This is a genomic window from Stenotrophomonas sp. STEN225 (genome assembly GCF_056756445.1).
In genome coordinates this window covers 85,630-105,020 of record NZ_JBRRBV010000008.1, presented here as the reverse complement: position 1 = coordinate 105,020, position 19,391 = coordinate 85,630, and the positions used below count along the sequence as shown (strand labels likewise).

At 67.0% G+C, this 19,391-nt stretch carries 17 protein-coding genes; 5 read left to right on the top strand and 12 right to left on the bottom strand.

The annotated features are described in order from the left end of the window. The first annotated feature begins 7 nt into the window (after positions 1-7). Entirely contained in the window at positions 8-397 is a 390-nt protein-coding gene (locus tag ACVOJ1_RS10275) for a DUF488 domain-containing protein (RefSeq protein ID WP_053519206.1), read from the top strand. 119 nt (positions 398-516) lie between these two features. On the opposite strand, the gene ACVOJ1_RS10270 is transcribed toward ACVOJ1_RS10275, so the two are convergent. Continuing rightward, positions 517-1,020, bottom strand: coding sequence for a hypothetical protein (locus ACVOJ1_RS10270; protein WP_065175090.1), 504 nt, complete (start codon positions 1,018-1,020; stop codon positions 517-519). Positions 1,021-1,302: 282 nt separating this feature from the next. On the opposite strand from ACVOJ1_RS10270, the gene ACVOJ1_RS10265 reads away from it, so the two are divergent. Then, positions 1,303-3,330, top strand: a complete 2,028-nt coding sequence (locus ACVOJ1_RS10265; RefSeq protein ID WP_053519201.1) for a sodium-translocating pyrophosphatase — start codon at positions 1,303-1,305, stop codon at positions 3,328-3,330. 49 nt (positions 3,331-3,379) lie between these two features. On the opposite strand, the gene ACVOJ1_RS10260 is transcribed toward ACVOJ1_RS10265, so the two are convergent. Both ACVOJ1_RS10260 and ACVOJ1_RS10255 read right to left on the bottom strand, forming a co-directional pair. Beyond that, a complete protein-coding gene (locus ACVOJ1_RS10260) occupies positions 3,380-3,811 on the bottom strand; it encodes a YbaN family protein (RefSeq protein WP_065181703.1) in 432 nt (143 codons plus the stop codon). Between the two features lie 31 nt (positions 3,812-3,842). Continuing rightward, the gene (locus ACVOJ1_RS10255; protein WP_065175093.1) at positions 3,843-4,430 is read right to left on the bottom strand and encodes a biliverdin-producing heme oxygenase; all 588 of its coding nucleotides are present in this window, start codon (positions 4,428-4,430) and stop codon (positions 3,843-3,845) included. 107 nt (positions 4,431-4,537) lie between these two features. On the opposite strand from ACVOJ1_RS10255, the gene ACVOJ1_RS10250 reads away from it, so the two are divergent. After that, positions 4,538-4,795, top strand: coding sequence for a DUF2789 domain-containing protein (locus tag ACVOJ1_RS10250; protein ID WP_053519195.1), 258 nt, complete (start codon positions 4,538-4,540; stop codon positions 4,793-4,795). A 71-nt stretch (positions 4,796-4,866) separates the two neighbouring features. Here the strand turns inward: ACVOJ1_RS10250 and ACVOJ1_RS10245 are convergent, their stop codons facing one another. The 5 genes from ACVOJ1_RS10245 to ACVOJ1_RS10225 form a co-directional block, all read right to left on the bottom strand. Next, entirely contained in the window at positions 4,867-7,782 is a 2,916-nt protein-coding gene (locus ACVOJ1_RS10245) for a TonB-dependent receptor (protein ID WP_346480375.1), read from the bottom strand. 169 nt (positions 7,783-7,951) lie between these two features. Beyond that, positions 7,952-8,896 (bottom strand): FecR family protein, encoded by a 945-nt coding sequence (locus ACVOJ1_RS10240; RefSeq protein ID WP_279942831.1) that lies wholly within the window; start codon positions 8,894-8,896, stop codon positions 7,952-7,954. Positions 8,897-9,001: 105 nt separating this feature from the next. Next, a complete protein-coding gene (locus ACVOJ1_RS10235) occupies positions 9,002-9,508 on the bottom strand; it encodes an RNA polymerase sigma factor (RefSeq protein ID WP_053519189.1) in 507 nt (168 codons plus the stop codon). Positions 9,509-9,587: 79 nt separating this feature from the next. Beyond that, positions 9,588-10,064, bottom strand: coding sequence for a hypothetical protein (locus ACVOJ1_RS10230; protein ID WP_111186799.1), 477 nt, complete (start codon positions 10,062-10,064; stop codon positions 9,588-9,590). Beyond that, entirely contained in the window at positions 10,064-10,564 is a 501-nt protein-coding gene (locus ACVOJ1_RS10225; protein ID WP_111186800.1) for a hypothetical protein, read from the bottom strand. Before ACVOJ1_RS10225 ends, ACVOJ1_RS10230 begins: the two co-directional genes overlap by 1 nt. A gap of 187 nt (positions 10,565-10,751) precedes the next feature. Here ACVOJ1_RS10225 and ppa point away from each other — a divergent pair, with 187 nt between their 5' ends. Together ppa and ACVOJ1_RS10215 are read left to right on the top strand one after the other, a co-directional pair. Continuing rightward, the gene (gene ppa / locus ACVOJ1_RS10220) at positions 10,752-11,291 is read left to right on the top strand and encodes an inorganic diphosphatase (RefSeq protein WP_053519183.1); all 540 of its coding nucleotides are present in this window, start codon (positions 10,752-10,754) and stop codon (positions 11,289-11,291) included. A gap of 151 nt (positions 11,292-11,442) precedes the next feature. Next, positions 11,443-12,564, top strand: a complete 1,122-nt coding sequence (locus tag ACVOJ1_RS10215; RefSeq protein ID WP_053519181.1) for an HDOD domain-containing protein — start codon at positions 11,443-11,445, stop codon at positions 12,562-12,564. Positions 12,565-12,632: 68 nt separating this feature from the next. Here the strand turns inward: ACVOJ1_RS10215 and ACVOJ1_RS10210 are convergent, their stop codons facing one another. The 4 genes from ACVOJ1_RS10210 to ACVOJ1_RS10195 all read right to left on the bottom strand — a co-directional run bounded on the left by ACVOJ1_RS10210 (position 12,633) and on the right by ACVOJ1_RS10195 (position 19,264). Next, positions 12,633-12,842: a hypothetical protein gene (locus tag ACVOJ1_RS10210; protein ID WP_164150850.1), complete on the bottom strand. Its 210-nt coding sequence runs from the start codon at positions 12,840-12,842 to the stop codon at positions 12,633-12,635. Positions 12,843-13,008: 166 nt separating this feature from the next. Continuing rightward, on the bottom strand, positions 13,009-15,888 hold the full coding sequence (locus tag ACVOJ1_RS10205) for a TonB-dependent receptor plug domain-containing protein (RefSeq protein ID WP_053519177.1): 2,880 nt from the start codon (positions 15,886-15,888) through the stop codon (positions 13,009-13,011). Between the two features lie 49 nt (positions 15,889-15,937). Beyond that, positions 15,938-16,837: a helix-turn-helix transcriptional regulator gene (locus ACVOJ1_RS10200; protein ID WP_053519175.1), complete on the bottom strand. Its 900-nt coding sequence runs from the start codon at positions 16,835-16,837 to the stop codon at positions 15,938-15,940. Positions 16,838-16,951: 114 nt separating this feature from the next. Further along, positions 16,952-19,264 (bottom strand): winged helix-turn-helix domain-containing protein, encoded by a 2,313-nt coding sequence (locus ACVOJ1_RS10195; RefSeq protein WP_111186802.1) that lies wholly within the window; start codon positions 19,262-19,264, stop codon positions 16,952-16,954. Between the last annotated feature and the right edge of the window lie 127 nt (positions 19,265-19,391).

Sequence of the window (19,391 nt, the reverse complement as noted above, 5' to 3'; positions counted from 1 at the left end):
TGCGATCATGGCCCTGCGGATCGTCCGCCTCGGTTCTCCGCGCGTTCCAGGCGAAGGCCTGCGCATCGGCACCGTACGCCGCCCGCCGCGCGGCGTGCCACGCAGCGAGTTCGCCCGCCAGGACTGGTACGACGTGTGGTTCCCGACGTTGTCGCCCAGCGCGGAACGGGTGAAACAGGCTCGCGGGGCGACCACCGCGGCCGACTGGAATGCCTTCTTCCGCAGCTACCGTGCCGAGATGAAGGCGCCCGACGCAGCCCACGCGCTGGATCTGCTGGCCGCGCTGTCGCAGCACACCGACATCAGCGTGGGCTGCTACTGCGAGGATGAGGCGCACTGCCATCGTTCGGCACTGCGTGACCTGCTGGTGGCCCGCGGTGCGAAGCTGGCCGAGTGATGGCAGGGGTGCCGGCCAGCGGCCGGCACTACCGGGTTCTCCGCCGGGCATGGCCCGACGCTACCGGTGCGCGCCGAAGTACATCCACGCCCTGCGTGGCTTCGCCCTGCCGGACGGCGTCAGTTGCAGGCCTTGCCTTCCACCTGCAGCTGCGCGGCGAACATCGTCACCTGCGGAATCTTGCCGGCGGCGGCCTGCTTCTTTGCTTCTTCCAGATAGATGCGCGACTGCCCCTGGCCGTCCAGCGCCTGGCGGTTGTCGACCGGCAGACGCCACACCCGCACCACCGCCTGCTGTGCCGGGCACGTCGCGCTGGGCACGCGGATCACGTCATTGAGCTTCCAGCCCTTGTCGACAGCGGGCTGCGCCTTGGCGAAGTCGACAAAACGAGCGCGCGGCTGGCACTGCTCGCTGGTACGGACCACGGCGAATCGATACGGCTCGGCAGCCTGGCCGGTGAAGGCGCCCTCCAGCCGCGCACAGGCTTCGGGAATCTGCCGCAGCGTGTGTACCGCTCCCACCGCCTGCGGCGCACCCACCGCGCGTTGCAGTTCCGGGGTCTCGGCGGCAGATGCAGGCATTGCCGGCACAAGGGCGGCAAGCATCAACAGGGACAGACGCATGGGAGGGTCTCCTTCAGGACTGAGCGCAGGCTTGCAGAGGAAGGCTTAACAGGGTGCAAAGGCGCGTCGGTGGAGGGGCAAGCGCTGCGCCTTCCACGCACGGCGCTACCATCCGGGCGCATGTGCACGCATACTGCGGCCACCAGGGAATGCTGAACACCGCCATACGTCGGACGACCGCCACGGTCGGCACGGGTTGGTTCCAGGCTGCAGCCCGTCGTCCCCCTCGTGGTGAAGTTCATCGCCACTGGATGCTCATCATCCATTCTGCGGAGGGGTCTAATGCTGGAACGTCACGGGCTGTCATTGGCGCTGGGCTGCGCCATTCTCGCGATCCTGTTCGGAATCGTCTCGGCGCGCTGGATCCTGCGCCAACCCACCGGCAATGAGCGCATGGTCGCGATCGCCACCGCGATCCAGGAGGGCGCACGCGCCTATCTGAACCGCCAGTACCTGACCATCGGCATCGCCGGCGCGGTGTTGTTCGTGCTCGTAGGCGTGTTCCTGAGCTGGTACACCGCTGTCGGCTTCGCGGTGGGTGCGGTGCTGTCCGGCGTTGCCGGCTACATCGGCATGAACGTGTCGGTGCGCGCCAACGTGCGGACCGCTGAAGCCGCACGCAACGGCATCAGCGCCGCGATGGACGTAGCGTTCCGTGGCGGTGCGATCACCGGCATGCTGGTGGTCGGCCTGGGCCTGCTGGGCGTGGCCGGCTATTACGCCCTGCTGCTGCGGCTCGGGCTGCAGATGGACCAGGCGCTGCATGCGCTGGTCGGCCTGGCCTTCGGCTCTTCCCTGATCTCGATCTTCGCGCGCCTGGGCGGCGGCATCTTCACCAAGGGCGCCGACGTCGGCGCCGACTTGGTCGGCAAGGTCGAAGCCGGCATTCCCGAAGACGATCCGCGCAACCCGGCGGTGATCGCCGACAACGTCGGCGACAACGTCGGTGACTGCGCCGGCATGGCCGCCGACCTGTTCGAAACCTACGCAGTCACGGTGATCGCAACCATGCTGCTGGGCAGCCTGATGCTCGCCGAAGCCGGCGCCAACGCCGTGCTGTATCCGCTGGTGCTGGGAGGCGTGTCGATCATCGCATCGATCATCGGCGCGCTGTTCGTCAAGGTGAAGCCCGGTGGCTCGATCATGGGGGCCCTGTACAAGGGCGTGATCGTGTCGGGTGTTCTGGCGGCGGTCGCCTTCTACCCGATCACCACGGGGCTGATGTCCGACAACGTGCACGGTCCATTGGCGCTGTATGGCTGCGCCCTCATCGGCCTGGTCCTGACCGGCCTGATCGTCTGGATCACCGAGTACTACACCGGTACCCAGTACAAGCCGGTGCAGCACGTCGCCCAGGCGTCGACCACCGGACATGGCACCAACATCATCGCCGGCCTCGGCATCTCGATGAAGTCCACCGCGCTGCCGGTGGTGGCGGTCTGTGCCGCGATCTGGGGCGCCTACGCGCTGGGCGGCCTGTACGGCATCGCCATCGCCGCTACTGCCATGCTGTCGATGGCCGGCATGATCGTGGCCCTCGACGCCTACGGACCGATCACCGACAACGCGGGCGGCATCGCGGAGATGGCCGAACTGCCCTCGGAGATCCGGGACATCACCGATCCGCTTGACGCGGTGGGCAACACCACCAAGGCAGTGACCAAGGGCTATGCGATCGGCTCGGCGGCGCTGGCGGCGCTGGTGCTGTTCGCCGACTACACACACAACCTGCAGGCGGCGAACCCCGGGCAGGAGTTCCGCTTCGACCTCAGTGACCACACGGTGATCATCGGCCTGCTGATCGGCGGCCTGATTCCGTACCTGTTCGGCGCGATGGCCATGGAGGCGGTGGGTCGGGCCGCAGGCGCGGTGGTGGAGGAAGTGCGCCGGCAGTTCCGCGACATCCCCGGCATCATGCAGGGCACCGGCAAGCCGCAGTACGACAAGGCCGTGGACATGCTGACCCGTTCTGCGATCCGCGAGATGATCCTGCCCTCGCTGCTGCCGGTGGTGGTGCCGGTGGTGGTCGGCCTGCTGCTGGGCCCACGCGCACTGGGGGGCCTGCTGATCGGCACGATCGTCACCGGCCTGTTCGTGGCGATTTCGATGACGACCGGCGGCGGTGCCTGGGACAACGCCAAGAAGTACATCGAGGATGGCCACTTCGGCGGCAAGGGCAGCGAAGCGCACAAGGCCGCGGTGACCGGCGACACGGTCGGCGACCCGTACAAGGACACGGCCGGGCCGGCGATCAATCCGCTGATCAAGATCATCAACATCGTGGCGCTGCTGCTGGTGCCGCTGCTGTAGCGGATCGGTGGAGCCGGGCGTGGGCCCGGTTCCACCCCCTCACCCGGACTCAGCGATTCCAGCGACGCCCACAGCGGCGTGGATCGCCGACATCGCCACGTTCGACACTCTGGGGCGGCTCCAGTCGTGGCGCCGGCCGGCTGAGCACATAGCCGGCGCTGACCGCGAAGAACAGCCCCACGCCCAGCAGCAGCCGCCAGGAAGGGTGCGCGCCCCAGCAGAACAAGGCGAACCCCACCGCCATGCCGGCACTGGCCAATGCCTTGCCCCGGCGCGACACCGCGCCCTGTTCCCGCCACAGTCGCAGCGGCGGGCCGTAGCGAGGATGTGCCAGCAGCCGTTGCTCGAACCGTGGCGAACTGCGCGCGAAGCAGCCCAGCGCCAGGATCAGGAAGATGGTGGTGGGCATCACCGGCAGCAACGCGCCGATCACCCCCAGCCCGACCATCATCCAGCCCAGCGCGAACCACAGCCAGCGCATCAGCGCATCGCCCGCAGGCAGAGCCCGGGCATCAGCCGAACTCGATTTCAACGTGGCCATGCACGCTACGGAACGCGGCATCGGCGGCATCGATCACCTGCTGTTCCTGCGCGGCGCTCAGGGGCACCGCATCCAACGCGGCGGTGAATTCCCGCCAGTGGCGGGCCGCGCCATCCGGGTGCGCAGCCAGGTGGCGGGCACCGAACCCTTGGTCCAGGCCAAGCCGCGCGGCCATCTTGTACAGCACCGTGCCCCCCAGGTTGGAGCCTTCGGCCACGTACAGCCACCCCAGCGCCACCGGCAACGGCAGGTCACCTGCCAACGGCGCCATGTCCGCGCCAGGGAGATCCTGCCCCAGGTCGTGCAGATCAGCTGCCACCTGCTGCAGACGCCGACGCCCGGCCAGCCCCGGCAGCAATGCGTCCAGCGCCGGGCTGGCGTACAGCCGGTCGATGCTGCGATGGAAGCGGTACTGCACGCGCAGGAAGCGGGCGAAGCTGCCGAGATCGGCAAAGATGTCACCGGCCATGATGCGCTTGTCCAGCGCGCCGTGGCTGTCGCGCGTGGCGGCCTTGAGGCGCAGGCTGCGGCTGTCTTCAGGAGCGATATGTGCGTTCATGGAGGGTACCTGGGAGAGAGGTCCTGCTGTAGACGTGTGGCGCAGGGCTTTCCCCAAGCCCGCTTGCGTCGATAATGCCCCTCCCTCTTTCCCGCCGGGAACCGATGATGATCACCACCGAACCGCGCATGACCAACCTGTTCCTGCAGCTGGGCCTGGATGCCAGCGCCGAGGGCATCGCCCGCTTCATCCGCGACCACCAGCTGGCTACCGGCGTGGCGGTGGCCGACGCGCCCTACTGGAACGATGGCCAGCGGCAGTTCCTGGCCGAATCGCTGCAGGCCGATGCGGCCTGGAGCACGGTGGTCGATGAATTGAACGAGTCGCTGCACGAAGATGCGGTGAAGGCAGCGACCGGGCTGTAAGCCCGCAGTCGCGGCAAGGCGGTGCAGTGGCCGGTCCGTACCGGCCGCTGCAGGACGCCCACAGGCTACGCTCAGTACCTCCAGGTGAATGCAAGGCGCGCGGTGCGGCCCGGGGCGGGCATCACGCCCAGGGCGAGCGGATCGAGATAGTAACGATCCGTCAGGTTGTCCACATTCGCCTCCACCGACAGCTGGTCGCTGAAGCGCCAGCTGGCGAACAGATCCACCAGGGTGGTGGGCCGGTACAGCTGCTGGATCGCCGAAAGGCCGACATTCCAGTCCTTGTCCAGTCTGCTGATCGGGCCGGCGTTGTGGATCACCCGGGTGCCGAAGGTCAGGCGCTCGTCGAACAGGCGCGATCCAGCCGTCAGGTTCACCATGTAGCGCGGCGGGTTCTGCGTATTGGTGTAGGAACCCTCGAAGCCACCGTCCACGCAGTTGGGCGTACTGGCCAGTTCATCGTTGTTGCGCTGTGCACCGTACGCCCGGCGCTCGGCGGCGATGTCCGGGGCGCAGGTCTTGGCCTTGAAGTAGTAATGCGCGGACAGGTCGGCAAATACCTTGCCGCTGTCATAGCTGGACTGGAACTCCATGCCTGAGACCTTGAACTGGTCGACGTTGCGGATCAGGCCGGCCGACAGCGTGCGGTAGTCACGCGTGATCAGTTCATCGATGCGCGTATCGAAGTACGCCAGCTTCAGCGCCAGGCGATCGCCGGCGGTGAACAGGTCATGGTGGACGGTGCTGGCACCGATTTCCCAACTGCGCGCGCGCTCCGGCTTCAGCTCTCCGACGGGTTTGGCGGCGGTGAACAAGCCCAGTGTCGTCTCGAACAGGCTCGGAAGCTTGGTGCCCTCGGCGTACTTCACGTAGACCATCGTGTCCTCGCTGAAGCGATAGGCCACGCTGGCGGTGGGTGAGAAGGCACTGTCGCGGCGACGGATCGGCTGCGACCAGGTCCAGCTGACCGGCACCTCCAGGTCTTCCGGTGCGTCAGCGTCGTAGAAGTTCCAGCCACCGATGTCAGCCACCGTGCCTTTCTTGTACGGCGAGGCCAACAGCGAGGCCTGGGTGAACGCACCATCGGCGTCCGGATACCAGTTCAGCAGCGCGATGCGCTTGGCGCGCCAGGAGGGCAGTGCCGGGTTGCCATCCAGCAGCTCGGTGTAGCGGTACTGTCCCTGCACTTCATAGGCATCGGGTGTGGCCAGACGATTGCGGTCATGCACGTCCACCCGGTTCCAGCGGCCACCGGCCATCAACTCCCAGTGTTCGTCGGGCTGCCACTTCAGCGACGCCACCGCACTGTATTCCTTGCGCTCAGCGTTGCGCAGGAAACGGTTGTTGACCAGATCATCCTGCTTGATCGGTGCGGAGCTGCCCGGTGCGATGTCCTCGTCGCTGTAGGACAGGCCGTAGTCGAGGGTGAACACGCCTGCACGGGTGTCGAAGATCGAGGTGTTGCTGGCATCCAGGCCGAAGCGCTTCTGTCGCAGCGGATTGCGGTAGGCATCCTTGTAGCCCGGATCGCCGCTGAAACTCGGCGCGTCGTACCACTCGGTACGGCGGTCGAAGTACCACGGCGTGATGCCGGTCAGGCTGTTGTACATCACGCTGTCAGCATCGGTGTACCAGGCGTTGACGCGCAGATCGATCCGCTCGCTGTCTGGATCGAAGCGATAGCGCAGGCTGTAGCTGTCCATGTCGACGTGGCCGGGATCCCACTGTGGGATGCGATCCCGCTCAACGCGGATGATCTGCGAGGCCATGATCTCGCCGGCGCGGCCCTCATAGCGGCGATAGCCGGCTTCGAGGGTCTGCGCATCGTCGATGCGCCAGGTGCCTTTGAGCAGGGCCGACGTCGAGCGCGAGGAGGTGTTGAACACTTCGGTACGCGGCGGATTCAACGGTGCCAGCGTGCGCCGCGTCTGCGGAAAGTCATCGTATCCGTGCCTGCCGGAAAAGTAGTTGCCGTTGTCGCGGTGAGCGTACGCCGCGACCAGATCGAAGCGGTCCCAGTGCCCGGCGGCGGCAACGTTGAAGAACTGGCTTCCGGTGGCGCTGCGGTCCGTCCGGGGCACGGCGCTGTAAGCCGGCACGCTGTTGGCGCTGGCGTTGGCCAACCCAGCGCGCACGCGGACGCCGACGTCGCGGCCCTCGCGCAGGATGTCACCCACGTTCAGCGTCTCCATCTCCACCACGCCGCCGATGCCGCCGGACGCGTTGGCCTGCAGGCTGGGGCCCTTGGTGATGGTCAGGCGTGAGATCAGGTCCGGATCAAGATAGCTGCGCTGAGACTGGCCGGCGTAGCCTCGGTAGGTGTCCATGCTGGACTGCCCGCCATCGATGATGACGGGCACGCGGCTCTGGCCCTGGATGCCGCGGATGTTCACGTCGAAACCGTTGCCCACGCGCGGATCACCGGCGGTGACCCCGGCCACGCCCTTGACGATGTCGCCGTTGGATGTGCCACGGAAGCGCTCCAGCGTTGTGCGATCCAGCGTGGTGGTCGAGCCGACGCTGCGATAGCTGTCGAGCAGGCGCGCCTCGTCGCTGCCGATGCCTTCAGCGACGCGATCGCCGGCCACACGCAGCGGGCCGGTGATGGTCGGCGATTGCGCCTGCAGGGCGCCGGCCGCTGCCAGTGTCACTGCACCGTCGCCGACCCGGCGCACGCCCATGCCACTGCCCTGCAGCAGCCTTGCCAGCGCCTCGTCCGCGGTGAACGGGCCGCTGACCGCCTGCGACGTGACGCCGCTGGCCAACGCAGCCGGATAGACCACCTGTACGCCGGACTGCCGCATGTAGCTGCGCAACGCGCTGTCGAGCGGCTGCGCGGGAATGTCGAAGCGCTGCGCGGCTGCCTGCGGGTTGGCAGTATCCTGGGCCAGCGCGGGCGGTACTGCGCCGGCAATACCGGCGGCGAGCAGTGCGACACACAGGCGGGACGGGCGCGGAGTGCGGCCCGGACGTGGGGAATCGAACATGGAGAAACCTGTCAGGAAAGCGGAGCCGCAGGCGCGGCGTCATCCACGGCACGCGTGGACACGGCGACGTACGTGGCGGCTGCGGGTACGTTCGTGGAGTAAGACGAACGGCAGCGCCACAGCCCCAAGGGGGATCACTGCCGATCACGTCTCCACACGTGACACGGCGTCATCTGTGAACGATGACCACAGCCATCGGCAGGCGGGTGATCCTCAGCCCCGTCGTCTCCGCGAGTGCATCCAGGGCCTGTTCGGGGCGATCGATACGCAGTGCGGCACTCACGGCCGGCAAGGTCGACAGGTCGCCCTGCACGAAGGTCGGACCGGCACGATAGCGGCCGAGCAGATGCACTGCATCGGCAACATTGGCCTGCTCAAGCAGCAGTTCGCCCTGGCGCCACGCACCCACGCTGTCGGCAGCGACATCGCTCAGGCGGACGACGCCGGACGCGGAACCATACTGCGCACGCTGCCCCGCCTGCAGATAGGTCCAGCCACTGTCGGCCGGGGCGGCCACGCGCACCCTGCCCTGCCCGACCTGGGTTTCAACCGCTTCCTCGACCCGCGACACGGAGAATGCCGTGGAGATGTCTTCAACCACGCCGTTGCCTGCGGACACGCTGAAGCGCCGCTGCGGATCGGCGACCACCTCGAACCAGGCGCGGCCACGCAGCAGATCGACCCGCCGAGTGCCCGCATCGAAGTGCACGGCGATCGCGCTGTCCGCGTCGAGCACCGCACGGCTGCCGTCGGGCAACTGCACATGCTGGACGCTCTGGCGGCTGCGGTGGTCCGCCTGCAGGCGCAGGGACGCTTCGGGCCAGATCATCAGCATCGCCAGGGCGGCAGCGGCAGCCGTCACCCAGCGCAGCCGCTGACGCCGGCGCCGGCGCCGCACCGCAGACGCGACAGCCGGTCGAGGGCCGAGGCTGCGCCACAGCGTGCGCTGCTGCTCGAAGGCGTGGCGATGGCCCGGTTGCGCCAGCCACTCTTCGAATTCGCACATGCCAGCATCGGTGATGTCGCCCGATGCCAGCCATGCGATCCAGCGCATGGCCTGTTCGGCCACGACGTCTTCGCAGGCGGCGGGAGAAGAAGTGTTCGGCGGGCTCATTGGCTGGCGGACAGGAATATTCACGCGCGGGGAGAGGGAACTGGACCGCAGGTACAGTCCAGCCATCAAGACGTTTGAGCCAGCCCCATCCCCAAGCGCGTCCGCTCAGCGGCCGCTGCGGGCCCAGGCCAGGCGCTGCAACGCGGCGCGGATGTGGTTCTCCACGGTGGTGACCGACACGCCAAGGCGACGCGCGATCTCGGCCTGGGTCAGGCCCTGCAGCCGATTGAGGCGGAAGATGGCGCGGGTCGGCTCCGGCAGGTGGCTGGCCGCATCGAGGACACGCTGCAGCTCATCCTGCGCCATCACCTGCTCTTCGGTGGACGTGGACGTAGCCTCGTCCGGTCCCCACAGGTAGTGATCGGCCAACAGGCGGTTGCGGCGCGTCGACTCGCGTCCATGATCGGTCGCCAGGTTGGCTGCCAGGCGGTACAGATAGGCCCTGGGATTGTCGATCAACGGGGCGTTGCCCACCCCGCGGGCCTTGAACCAGACAGCCTGGATCACGTCCTCCGCACCCGGGTCGCCCCCCAGGATGCGCTGCACCCGGCGCAGCAGCGCCGGCCGCTCTCGGATCAGCAGTTCGGTGAGGGTGGCGGCATTGGATGGCATGCGCGGAGCCGGTACGACGGGAGGGCGCCGCGCATGCTACACCGTCAATGCGAATCAGTCACGTTCTCATTTGAGAGAATCACAGGCAACCGATCAGCCCCTCGTGAATCGAAATGCGGCTGCCTGGCGGCGTGACATGGATCGCACGGACGGGCGCGGCCTGCTCCAGCGCACGGAGGAAGTCCTCAAGCCGTGTTCCCGTCGCCACGGGCAGTGGACAGGCGAAACTGCGCAGGTCGACATCGATCCGTCCATCATCAGCCACCGCGGTGGCGCTGCCGGCGAAGGTCCAGATGCAGCTCTGGATGGCGCCGCTCGCCGCATGCACCGAGCAGCGCAACCGCATCGGCAGCAGATTGCTGTATTCGCCTTCGCAGAAGGTGTCACCGCAGACGTGGTCAAAGCTCTGCCGCAGCGACCGTTCGACCGCCAGGAAGCGTTGCCACCCAGCCGCCTGGTTGGGGAACAGGCGTGCATCCACATAGGCCGGCGCAGCGTGTGCCGCGCCGGCCAGCCCCATCAGGCCTGCAAGAACACCCCTCTTCAGCGCGCGCATCAGGCGGCCCTCCCGGCATTGCCCGGCCGCCCCAGGCAGGTCGGCAGTGTGTCGAAGACCGTCACATCGGTTCCCGGGAAGGGCTCGAACGCGCCCTCCTCCTGCTCCAGCGTCGCGTGGAACACCTCCACCGGAATCCCCTCCCCAAGGGTGACGGGGCAGATCCAGCGCGCATTGTCCACCTGCACTTCGCCGCGGACCGGTTCGACCTGCAGCTCGCTGGCCACGATGCCCCAGGCGCAGTGGCGTACGGTGCCGGCGTCGGCCTGCACGGCACAGCGGAACGTCAGTACCCGGTAGTTGCTGTACTCACCTTCGCAGAAGGTGTCGGCGCAGATGCCGTCGAACTCGCGCACCAGCGACGCCTGCAACCGGTGGAAGCGGTCCCGATTGGCTTGGAGCGAGGGGTAGTCGACAAGGTCGACATGGCTGGCGTGTGCCAGCGCCGGCAGGGTTGCGAACAACAGGAACGTGCCGCAGCAGCGGGTTGTCCAGGACATGGCGGGTATCTCCCAGGGAACGAGCCAGCAGCCTGCGCCGGCCGGCCTTCCGGGCCCATCGGGCAAGGCGGGCGCCGCAGGTCGTCCACCTGCGCAGCGGCCTGTAGGGGTCGCCCCACCTGCACAGCGGCCTGCAAAGGCATAAAATGGAGGGCTATCCGCCTACATCCCCACCTGGAGCACGACCATGGGTCTGGAACTCGTCTCGCCCGGCAAGAACCCGCCGGAAGAAATCAACGTCATCATCGAGATCCCGAAGGACTCGGAGCCGGTGAAGTACGAAGTGGACAAGGAAACCGGCGCGATCTTCGTCGACCGCATCCTGTCGACCCCGATGCGCTACCCGTGCAACTACGGCTACGTGCCCAGCACCCTGTGCGGCGACGGCGATCCGGCCGACGTGCTGGTGGTGCTGCCGCTGCCGCTGGTGCCGGGCTCGGTGGTGCGCTGCCGCCCGGTCGGCGTGCTGAAGATGAGCGATGAGGCTGGCAGCGACGAGAAGATCCTGGCTGTGCCGGTCGCCAAGATCTTCAGCGGCTATGCCCACGTGGAGGACATCGAGCAGGTCTCCAGCCACTGGCTGGAGCGCATCGGCCACTTCTTCGAGCACTACAAGGACCTCGAAAAGGGCAAGTGGGTCAAGCTCGACGGCTGGGGCGGCGCGGCGGAAGCCAAGCAGATCCTGGTCGAAGCGCACGCGCGCTACCTGGAAGGCAGCAAGGCCTGATCCTGAACCGCGTCGCTCCGGTGTGTCCTGCCGGAGCGATGCGGGTCACGTTTCAACACCACGGCACAGCACTCCGGGTGCTGTATTAGGTAAATTGCGTCACTTCACACGTCGTCGACATCCAGCGTCGAGACAGCCAGGGGATTGTGTCGTGCGTATTCTGCTTGTTGGAGATGCAGCCAGCCTGCCGGCCGAGCTGACCGAATTCATTGCCGATCTTGGGGAAGACTGGCAGCCGTTGACCGCCGCCGACGGCCACACCGCGATGACGGCAGTGGCGACGCAGGGCGTGGACGCGGTGATCGTCTGCCCGCAGCTGCCGGACCTCAATGCCACCACCTTGCTGGGGCAGATCCGGACACTGCGCCCGGAAACCATCCGTATCGCCCTGGTCGATGCCCAGCACGGCAACCGGCCACCACCGGCGCGCCTGATCGGCGTTGCCCACCGCTTCCTGCCGCTGCCACTGGCGCCGGAAGTGCTGCTGGAGGCCTTGACCAGCCTGGAAGAGCTGCGCGAGGTGCTGGACAGCCCGCGCCTGCGTGATGCCATCGGCCGCATCGAGAAGCTGCCTTCGCCGCCACACCTGTACCTGAGCCTGACCCAGGCCCTGGAACACGATGACGATACCGACAGCGCCGACGTGGCCAAACTGGTCGCCGCCGATCCTGCCATCGCCGCGAAAGTCCTGCAGCTGTCCAACTCGGCCTTCTTCAGCCAGGGCCGCACCATCGCCGATCTGCGCACGGCGGTCACCCGACTGGGCCTGTCCACCCTGCGCGACCTGGTCCTGGCAAGCGAGGTGTTCTCGGCACCGACGCTGTCTGCGGCCGAACGCAACTCGCTGCAGCAGCGCGCCCTGCTCGCCTCGCGCCTGGCCGCCCGCCTGCTGCCCGATTCCAGTGCGGAACTGGGTGCCACCGCGGCGCTGCTGGCTGACATCGGCCTACTGCTGCCGGGCGTCCGCAACGAGCGCAGCGAGCCTGCGCTGGCCGGCGACCTCCGTCCCGGGCACGCCGAAGCCGGCGCCTACCTGCTGGGGCTGTGGGGCCTGCCGATGCCGATCATCGAAGCGGTGGCGTTCCACCTGCAGCCGCAACGCGCCACGACCCGCAGTTTCTGGGTGACCGGCGCGGTGCACGTGGCGCTGGCGCTGGTCAACGGCGATCCCGTTGACGAGGACTATCTGCAGCGCGCAGGCGTACTCAATCGATTGCCGCAGTGGCGTGAGCATGCCAATGCACTGATGGGGCTGACACCCACTGACGCCTGAGCAGCACGCAGGCGACTGCCGTAACCTCGCATGAGGGCGCGTCCAACGGACGCGCCCTTTTTTCTCTCTCAGCGCTGCGGACAGGCGTCCAGCACGCACAGACGCCATTGACGCTCGCACAGGGCCGGGGCGCTGCCCTTGGCCAGGCACTCCAGCCGGAGTTGCTCGCAGTACACACCGCCGCCGCAGACGATGATGTTCTGTGCGGACAGCGAGCCCACCAGCGTTGCATAGATCAGGACGGCGGCCGATACCTGGCGGAAAAGCGTGCGCTTCATATCCATCTCCCAGTGTCCGGTATTGGACGCACCTACTGTGCTGAATGCGACAAGAGCAGACAGTGACCGCACTCACTTTCCCGACCTGATCAGAATTCCCTTACAGAAACGAAAAGGGCGGACCTTGCGGTCCGCCCTCCTCGTTCTGCTATCGCACTTCGATGGATCAGAAGCGCTGGGTGTACTTCATGTACAGGAAGCGACCCACGTCGAAGCCGCCGTAGTAGGCGAAGCTCGAGTTCGGCTGGGTGAACATGATCGGACCCTTGTGGTCGAACACGTTGTTGGCGCCCAGCGCGATGGTGGCATCCCACGGTGCCTTCCAGCTGACCTGCAGGTCGTGGAAGGTGTTGGAGCCGGTCTTGCGCAGCGGCGACTTCTCACCGTTCTGGTAGCGGTCGGCGTCGTCGCACGGACGGTTGGCCACGCAGGCTTCGTTCATGCCCGAGTAGTAACGCGCGGTGTACGCCACGCCGAAGTCACCCTTCGACCAGGTCAGGCCCAGGTTCGAACGCACGCGGAACAGGCCCGGCTCACCGACACGGCCGATGGTGATGTTGTCACCGTCAGCGTTCTGGCCCTGCTCGTCGTACTTGGCCAGGTAGCTCGTCTGCCAGTCGATCGCGAACTGGCCGATGGCCAGCTCCGGCAGGCGGTACTTGATGCCCAGGTCGTAGCCCTGGGTTTCCATCTGGCCGAGGTTGGCCAGGCCGTAGGTCATGCCGTTGATGTGGCCATCGCCTGCACGGGTGTGTGCGGCGCAACGCGAAGCATCGCCCAGCACGTAGCAGTCACGCAGGATGCGGTCGACGCTGTCAGCGATGATCATGTCGCTGATTTCGTACTTGTACCAGTCCAGCGAGATGTCCAGGCCCTGCACCCAGCGCGGGCTCCAGACCAGGCCGACGGTGGTGCTCTTGGAGGTTTCCGGGGTCAGGTTCGGGTTGGCACCCGAGATGAACTGGTCCGGCGTCGCACACGGGGTCGAGGTGCACGGAATCAGGCCCTGGCCCAGCTGGGTGTAACCGACCGGGACGCCCGCCGCCGAGCAGGCCGCGTTGCCGTTGACCGAACCCGGCGCGGTGATGCCGCACGGATCGGTGTACGACTCGAAGCTGCTGCTCAGGCCACCGTACAGGTTGTCGATGGTCGGAGCACGGAAGCCCTCAGCCCAGGTACCGCGAACCAGCAGCTCGTCCAGCGGACGCCAGGTGAAGCCGAACTTCGAGTTCAGGGTGTCGCCGAAGTTGCTGTAATCCGAGTAACGGGTCGCAGCATTCAGGGTCAGCTCCTTGGCAAACGGCATGTCCGCCAGGACCGGCACGTTCAGTTCCAGGTAGACCTCGTCCAGCGAGTACTCACCCTGGGTGGTCTGCGCGCCCAGGCCGGTGGACTGGCCCGACTGTGCGAAGGCATCCGGCGAGAAGCGGCCTTCTTCCTTGCGGTGCTCGACGCCCACGGCGAAGCCCAGGTCACCGGCCGGCAGGGTCACGATCGAACCCGACAGGTTGGCGGTGAAGCTGGTGGTCTTGGTCAGACCGGTATCGGTGAAGTACGGGAACAGGAAGTCCTGGGTGGCCTGGTCGGCCAGCGAACCGGCACCGGCAACGCCGAACGGCAGCAGCGGGTTCCACGGACGGCAGCCGCTGGTGGCGAGCGGATCGGACATGCTGGTGCCGCAGCGGGCGACGCCATCAGCACCGATGAACGAAGCGCCCAGCGCCTGTTCCGATGCGATCAGGCTCATGTCACCGTGACCACGCTTGGTGGTTTCGTTGCGGTTCCACAGCGCGCCGACGTCCCAGTCGAAGGTCTTGCCGGCGAAGTCGAAGAAGCCGCTGATGCTCGGGGCGAAGCGCAGGGTCTTGACCTGGCTTTCGGTGGTGCGCGGTACTTCCCACAGACGGCGGCGGAAGGTCAGGTCTTCACCGGTCGGGTTGAACGCGCTGTCGGCCGACAGCGGGGTGTCGAAGGATGCCGACTGGTACGGATAGCCTGCGATCTGCTGGGTGGTGTTGCGCTCGTTGTAGAGCACGTCAGCGTTGAACGAGATCGCGTCGGTGAAGTCGTAGTTGCCGTTGACGTACAGCGACTTACGCTCGATACCGGTCTGCACCATCATCTGCTGGTTGGCATTGACGGCGTCAGCGGAGGTTTCCAGACGGTAGTCGGCGCGGTTGGCCGGGTTGCCGCCATCACGCAGGGTGTACCAGCGCTGGTCGCTCGGGCCGACATAGCCAGGCTCGCCCTGCTTCAGGTTCGGGGTGACGCACGGGTCGCAGAAGCCACCCTTCTGGTTGATCGGGCTGGCGCCCGAACCCGGGTAGTTCGGGCCGGCGTTGCCGTCACGGCTGAACCAACGGTCCTTCGCCCACACCGGATCCTGCTTGGAGTACTCGGCGGACATGGTGACACCGCCGCGCTCGCCCATGCTGCCGAGGGTGAACGAATAGGTTTCGGTGTCGCCGTCGCCCTTGCCGTACTGACCGACATAGACGCTGGCTTCAGCGCCGTCGAAGCGCTTGCGGGTGATCACGTTGACCACGGCCGCGATGGCGTCCGAACCGTAGATGGCCGAGGCGCCGTCCTTCAGGATCTCGATGCGCTCGATGGCGGCCATCGGGATCTGGCTCAGATCCTGGTAGCCGGCGGTGGTCGCGCCCAGGCGCTTGCCGTTCATCAGCACCAGGGTGCGCTGCGCGCCCAGGTTGCGGATGTCGACGTAGTAGCCACCGACGTTTTCGCCCGAAGCCAGCGACTCCGAACGGGAGATGGCCGGGGAGCCGGCCGAGGTCAGGTTCTGCAGGACGTCGGCAACCGAGGTGTAGCCCTGCTTTTCCAGGTTCTCACGGCTCAGGGTGACGATCGGCTGCTGGGTTTCAACGGCAGCGCCGCGGATGCGCGAGCCGGTGACCGAAATGCGGTCCAGGTCGGTGGTGCCCTTTGCTTCCGGTGCTTCCTGTGCGGAAGCGAAGGCGGGCGCCAGCGCCAGCGCAATGCCGGCCGGCAGCAGGCCGAACCGCACTGCGGGGTTACGAACGTTCATCAATCTCTCCAAGGTACGTGTTAGCAGCGTGTTAAAACACCCCAGCACGTTACGATTGCGTTGCAGCGCTGTATTTGCGCGAACCAACCAGAGACTTTGCGGATTGTGGCGGGAGCAAGCCGCCGTTTTCCCTGAAGCGCGAAGCGGACTGCCCGTAGCGGGCGCGGAACGCCCGGGCGAAGCTGCAGCAGTTGTCGAAACCACTGGCCGCGGCGACCTCTCCCACCATCATGTCGGTGTCGCGCAGCAGGTCGGCGGCGCGCTCCAGGCGCAGCCGTGCCGAAAGCGACTGCGGGCTTTCTTCATACAGGCTCTGGAACGTCTTGGAGAGATACCAGCTGGAGAAGTTGGTCAGCTCGGCCAGTTCGCCGATGCGTACGACGCGGTGGCTGTTGCCTTCCAGATAGAGGCGGGCGCGCTGCATGCGACCGAACACCTGGCGCTTGCGGCTGCGCGAACGGCCAGGGCAGCGCTGCACGTTGTCGGCCAATCCACGCTGCAGGCCGGCCAGATGCAGCAGCAGCGGGCGCAGGTGCTGCGCCGGGTGGCCACTGGCCAAGGCATCACGCCACAGGCGCAGCGCGACGCGAGCGTCACTGCGGCCCATCCGGCCGCGGCCCGCGTACAGGCCGCAGTCAGCCATCTCCGCCAGCACACGCAGCGCTTCCACGTTCAGGTTCAGGCCGATGCACAGCCCGTTGCGCCCTGCCTGCACCAGCGGGCGCGATTCCTTCTCGAACGCGATCCATTCGCCGTGGCGCAGGCGGAAGCGCCCCTCCTTGGCCTCCACCCAGGAGCTGCCGCGCACCTGCATCCACACGGTGAAGCTGCTGCCCGCGGTCTGCAGGCTGCCGAGCCGGGCAACGCCCAGACAGGTCGGCACGACGTCATCGAGTGCCTTGTCCAGGGAGACGGATTGGCCACGATCGGCCAGTGAGAGTTGACGCATGGTGCACCACGGATTTGCCAAGTACAGGCCTCCGTTTTGCCCAATCAGGCGGCACCGCGTCAGGAAAGACCGACGAGATCGCCACGAATTCGCGGCGAGATCCCGACGAAAAAATTACGAAGGCCCATTTCCCTTGAACATCAACATCTTGGAAAAGGCCGGGAACAGCGCTGGCGCCTTTTCGGGCAGCCGCATCACGCCGATGTCGGCGCCATCACTGACTGCCAGAGCGACAAACAGGGCCGTCCCGTCTGCGCTGGCGCTGAGTCCGTTGCTCGCGCTCAAGCGCTGCGCGTCCAGGCAGCGCCCGGCATCCTCCTGCCCGGCGGCGATGCGGACGAGGATGGTGCTGCAGCGGGTGGAACTGCCGAGATAGCCGATGCTGTCGTGGCCGGCAACCGTCCACGAGCGGTAGCGCCAGCGGCTGGGTTTGTCCTCGCTGATCTGCCGCACGCTGTCCGGGGACAGCGCCGCGTCCGCCGCCCACAACCCCTCCGCCGCCAGGCGGGTGAACAGCACCCGACGGCCTGCGCGGTCGAAGCGGACCTGGGAGACGCCGTCGATGCTCGCCAGCCGCCGCCAGGGTTGGGTGCTGCGATCGAACAGACTGAGCCGCGTACGCTGGTCGGCATCACGTTCGACCACCAGCAGCTGCTCGGGCGTGGCGCCATACAGCGCCTGCAGCGGTTGTTCGGCGGGCACAGGCAGCGGTTGCAGACGCTCGTCGCGGGGGGCGATCTCGTAGACCACCGCGCGACCGTGTGCATCGCGCCCAACCACCAGAAGTTGCCGGCTGTCGGCCGACCAATCGGGGGCCTGCCGTGCTTCCGGGCGCAGGCCCTCGATCGGCCGCAGCGAATCGGGGCGTTGCATGTCCGCCCACCAGAGAGCGAAGCTGCCCGAGCGGTCAGAGGTGAATACCAGCTGGCGACCGTCCGGTGCTGCCATCGGTTGACCGTCGCGGCCGCTGGACGCAAACAGGCGCTCCGGTTCACCGCCCTGCATCGGCACCTTGAACACGCCGAACTGTGCACGGCGATGGACGAAGGCCAGCATGCCGCCATGCCGCGATACCGCCGGCCACTGCGCATCGTCCAGTCCGGCATCACGCAGCGTGCGCCGCTCGATGTCGAGGTAATAGAGCCGCACCTCGCTGTCGACCCGGCGGCCGAACACGATGGTGCGGCCGTCGCCAAGCCAGGCCCATCCGCGCAGCTCGGCCGACTCGCTGGTCAGCTGCTCCGGCGTGCCACCCGCGGCAGGAACCCGCCACAGGTCGCCCATCTGCGGGTTGCGCACGAACACCAGCCATTTGCCGTCCGGCGAATAGCGCGGCGCGTAATCGAAATCGTCCTGATCGACGGCGTACTGCAGCGGCTGCCACTGTCCGCTGGCCAGATCGAGTACTCGGATACCGCGGTGGGCATAGCGGCCCACCATGCTGCCGAATACCAGGCCGCGCCCGTCGGGTGTCCAGTCGAAGCTGAGCAGCTCGGTGCCATCGCAGCGCGTGGCCTGGCGCAACGCGCCGCCGGTCGCACTGGCGATCAGCACCTGACAACCCCCATCGGCGGAGAAGCGGGCAAAGGCGATGTCGCGTCCATCCGGCGACCAGTTCGGGAAGCGATCAACCGCACCCTCAGGAGGAACAAGCAGCTGCCGCGCCGGCGCGTTGCCGGACGTCTGTACCTTGATCGCACCGCCGCCCAGGCCATCCTCGCTGGCACCTTCGTAGGCCACCTGCGAACCATCCGGCGACAGCGTGGGATAGGTTTCGAAGCCTGCGGTGGCGGTGATCAGCCGATAGGGCCGCTGCGGGCTGCCGATCACCCGCGTGCCGTTCTCCACCGCCGCCTCCACCGGAGAGCTGGCCGGCGCACGGCGCAGCAGCAGGACCGTCATCACCAGCAGTGCGGCCAGCATCAACAGGCCCAGCACCAGCAACAATCGACGTCGCAGGTAGCGCCAGCGACGGCGTCGCATGTCCTCCGGGGCTGGCGTGTGCACTTCCACGACCGCGTTGGAATCGCCAGCCGCGCCTTCGGCATCGACCGCCAGTTCCGCTTCGGGCTCGGGCATGGCCTGCACCGGCACGCGCAGGCGGTAGCCGGTCTTGGCGATCGTCTCGATATACGCCTGGCCGTTGTCATCGTCGTTGGCGAAGGCTTTGCGCAGCTGGGTGACCGCCTGCGTCAGCACATCGTTGGTGGGCAGCGTATCGGGCCACACCTCGGCGAACAGTTCTTCGCGGGTGACCACGCGCCCGGGTTGCCGCAGCAGCACACGCAGCACGCCCAGCGCCTTCGGCGTCAGCCGGCGCGGGCGACGCGCGCCGGCAACTTCGACCTCTCGCGAGGACAAAGTGACGACACATTCGCCGATCCGGATCCGATCAGATTCGGTGGGCTGGATTTCGCTGCGGTTCATTTTTTGCTAAACAGTAGAGACAGTTTCCGGGCAGTGTTCGCCTTCGATACCGCCCCCAGCGGGGAACAGCGAAAAGCCAGACTCCGCACAAAGCATCGGCGCATACCGCAAAAACAATGGAGCGCGC

Excerpts from the sequence above, each read along its gene's own strand:
- ACVOJ1_RS10275 (WP_053519206.1), top strand. The coding sequence starts at position 8 with ATGGCCCTGCGGATCGTCCGCCTCGGTTCTCCGCGCGTTCCAGGCGAA.
- ACVOJ1_RS10270 (WP_065175090.1), bottom strand. The coding sequence starts at position 1,020 with ATGCGTCTGTCCCTGTTGATGCTTGCCGCCCTTGTGCCGGCAATGCCT.
- ACVOJ1_RS10265 (WP_053519201.1), top strand. The coding sequence starts at position 1,303 with ATGCTGGAACGTCACGGGCTGTCATTGGCGCTGGGCTGCGCCATTCTC.
- ACVOJ1_RS10260 (WP_065181703.1), bottom strand. The coding sequence starts at position 3,811 with ATGCGCTGGCTGTGGTTCGCGCTGGGCTGGATGATGGTCGGGCTGGGG.
- ACVOJ1_RS10255 (WP_065175093.1), bottom strand. The coding sequence starts at position 4,430 with ATGAACGCACATATCGCTCCTGAAGACAGCCGCAGCCTGCGCCTCAAG.
- ACVOJ1_RS10250 (WP_053519195.1), top strand. The coding sequence starts at position 4,538 with ATGATCACCACCGAACCGCGCATGACCAACCTGTTCCTGCAGCTGGGC.
- ACVOJ1_RS10245 (WP_346480375.1), bottom strand. The coding sequence starts at position 7,782 with ATGTTCGATTCCCCACGTCCGGGCCGCACTCCGCGCCCGTCCCGCCTG.
- ACVOJ1_RS10240 (WP_279942831.1), bottom strand. The coding sequence starts at position 8,896 with ATGAGCCCGCCGAACACTTCTTCTCCCGCCGCCTGCGAAGACGTCGTG.
- ACVOJ1_RS10235 (WP_053519189.1), bottom strand. The coding sequence starts at position 9,508 with ATGCCATCCAATGCCGCCACCCTCACCGAACTGCTGATCCGAGAGCGG.
- ACVOJ1_RS10230 (WP_111186799.1), bottom strand. The coding sequence starts at position 10,064 with ATGCGCGCGCTGAAGAGGGGTGTTCTTGCAGGCCTGATGGGGCTGGCC.
- ACVOJ1_RS10225 (WP_111186800.1), bottom strand. The coding sequence starts at position 10,564 with ATGTCCTGGACAACCCGCTGCTGCGGCACGTTCCTGTTGTTCGCAACC.
- ppa (WP_053519183.1), top strand. The coding sequence starts at position 10,752 with ATGGGTCTGGAACTCGTCTCGCCCGGCAAGAACCCGCCGGAAGAAATC.
- ACVOJ1_RS10210 (WP_164150850.1), bottom strand. The coding sequence starts at position 12,842 with ATGAAGCGCACGCTTTTCCGCCAGGTATCGGCCGCCGTCCTGATCTAT.
- ACVOJ1_RS10205 (WP_053519177.1), bottom strand. The coding sequence starts at position 15,888 with ATGAACGTTCGTAACCCCGCAGTGCGGTTCGGCCTGCTGCCGGCCGGC.
- ACVOJ1_RS10200 (WP_053519175.1), bottom strand. The coding sequence starts at position 16,837 with ATGCGTCAACTCTCACTGGCCGATCGTGGCCAATCCGTCTCCCTGGAC.
- ACVOJ1_RS10195 (WP_111186802.1), bottom strand. The coding sequence starts at position 19,264 with ATGAACCGCAGCGAAATCCAGCCCACCGAATCTGATCGGATCCGGATC.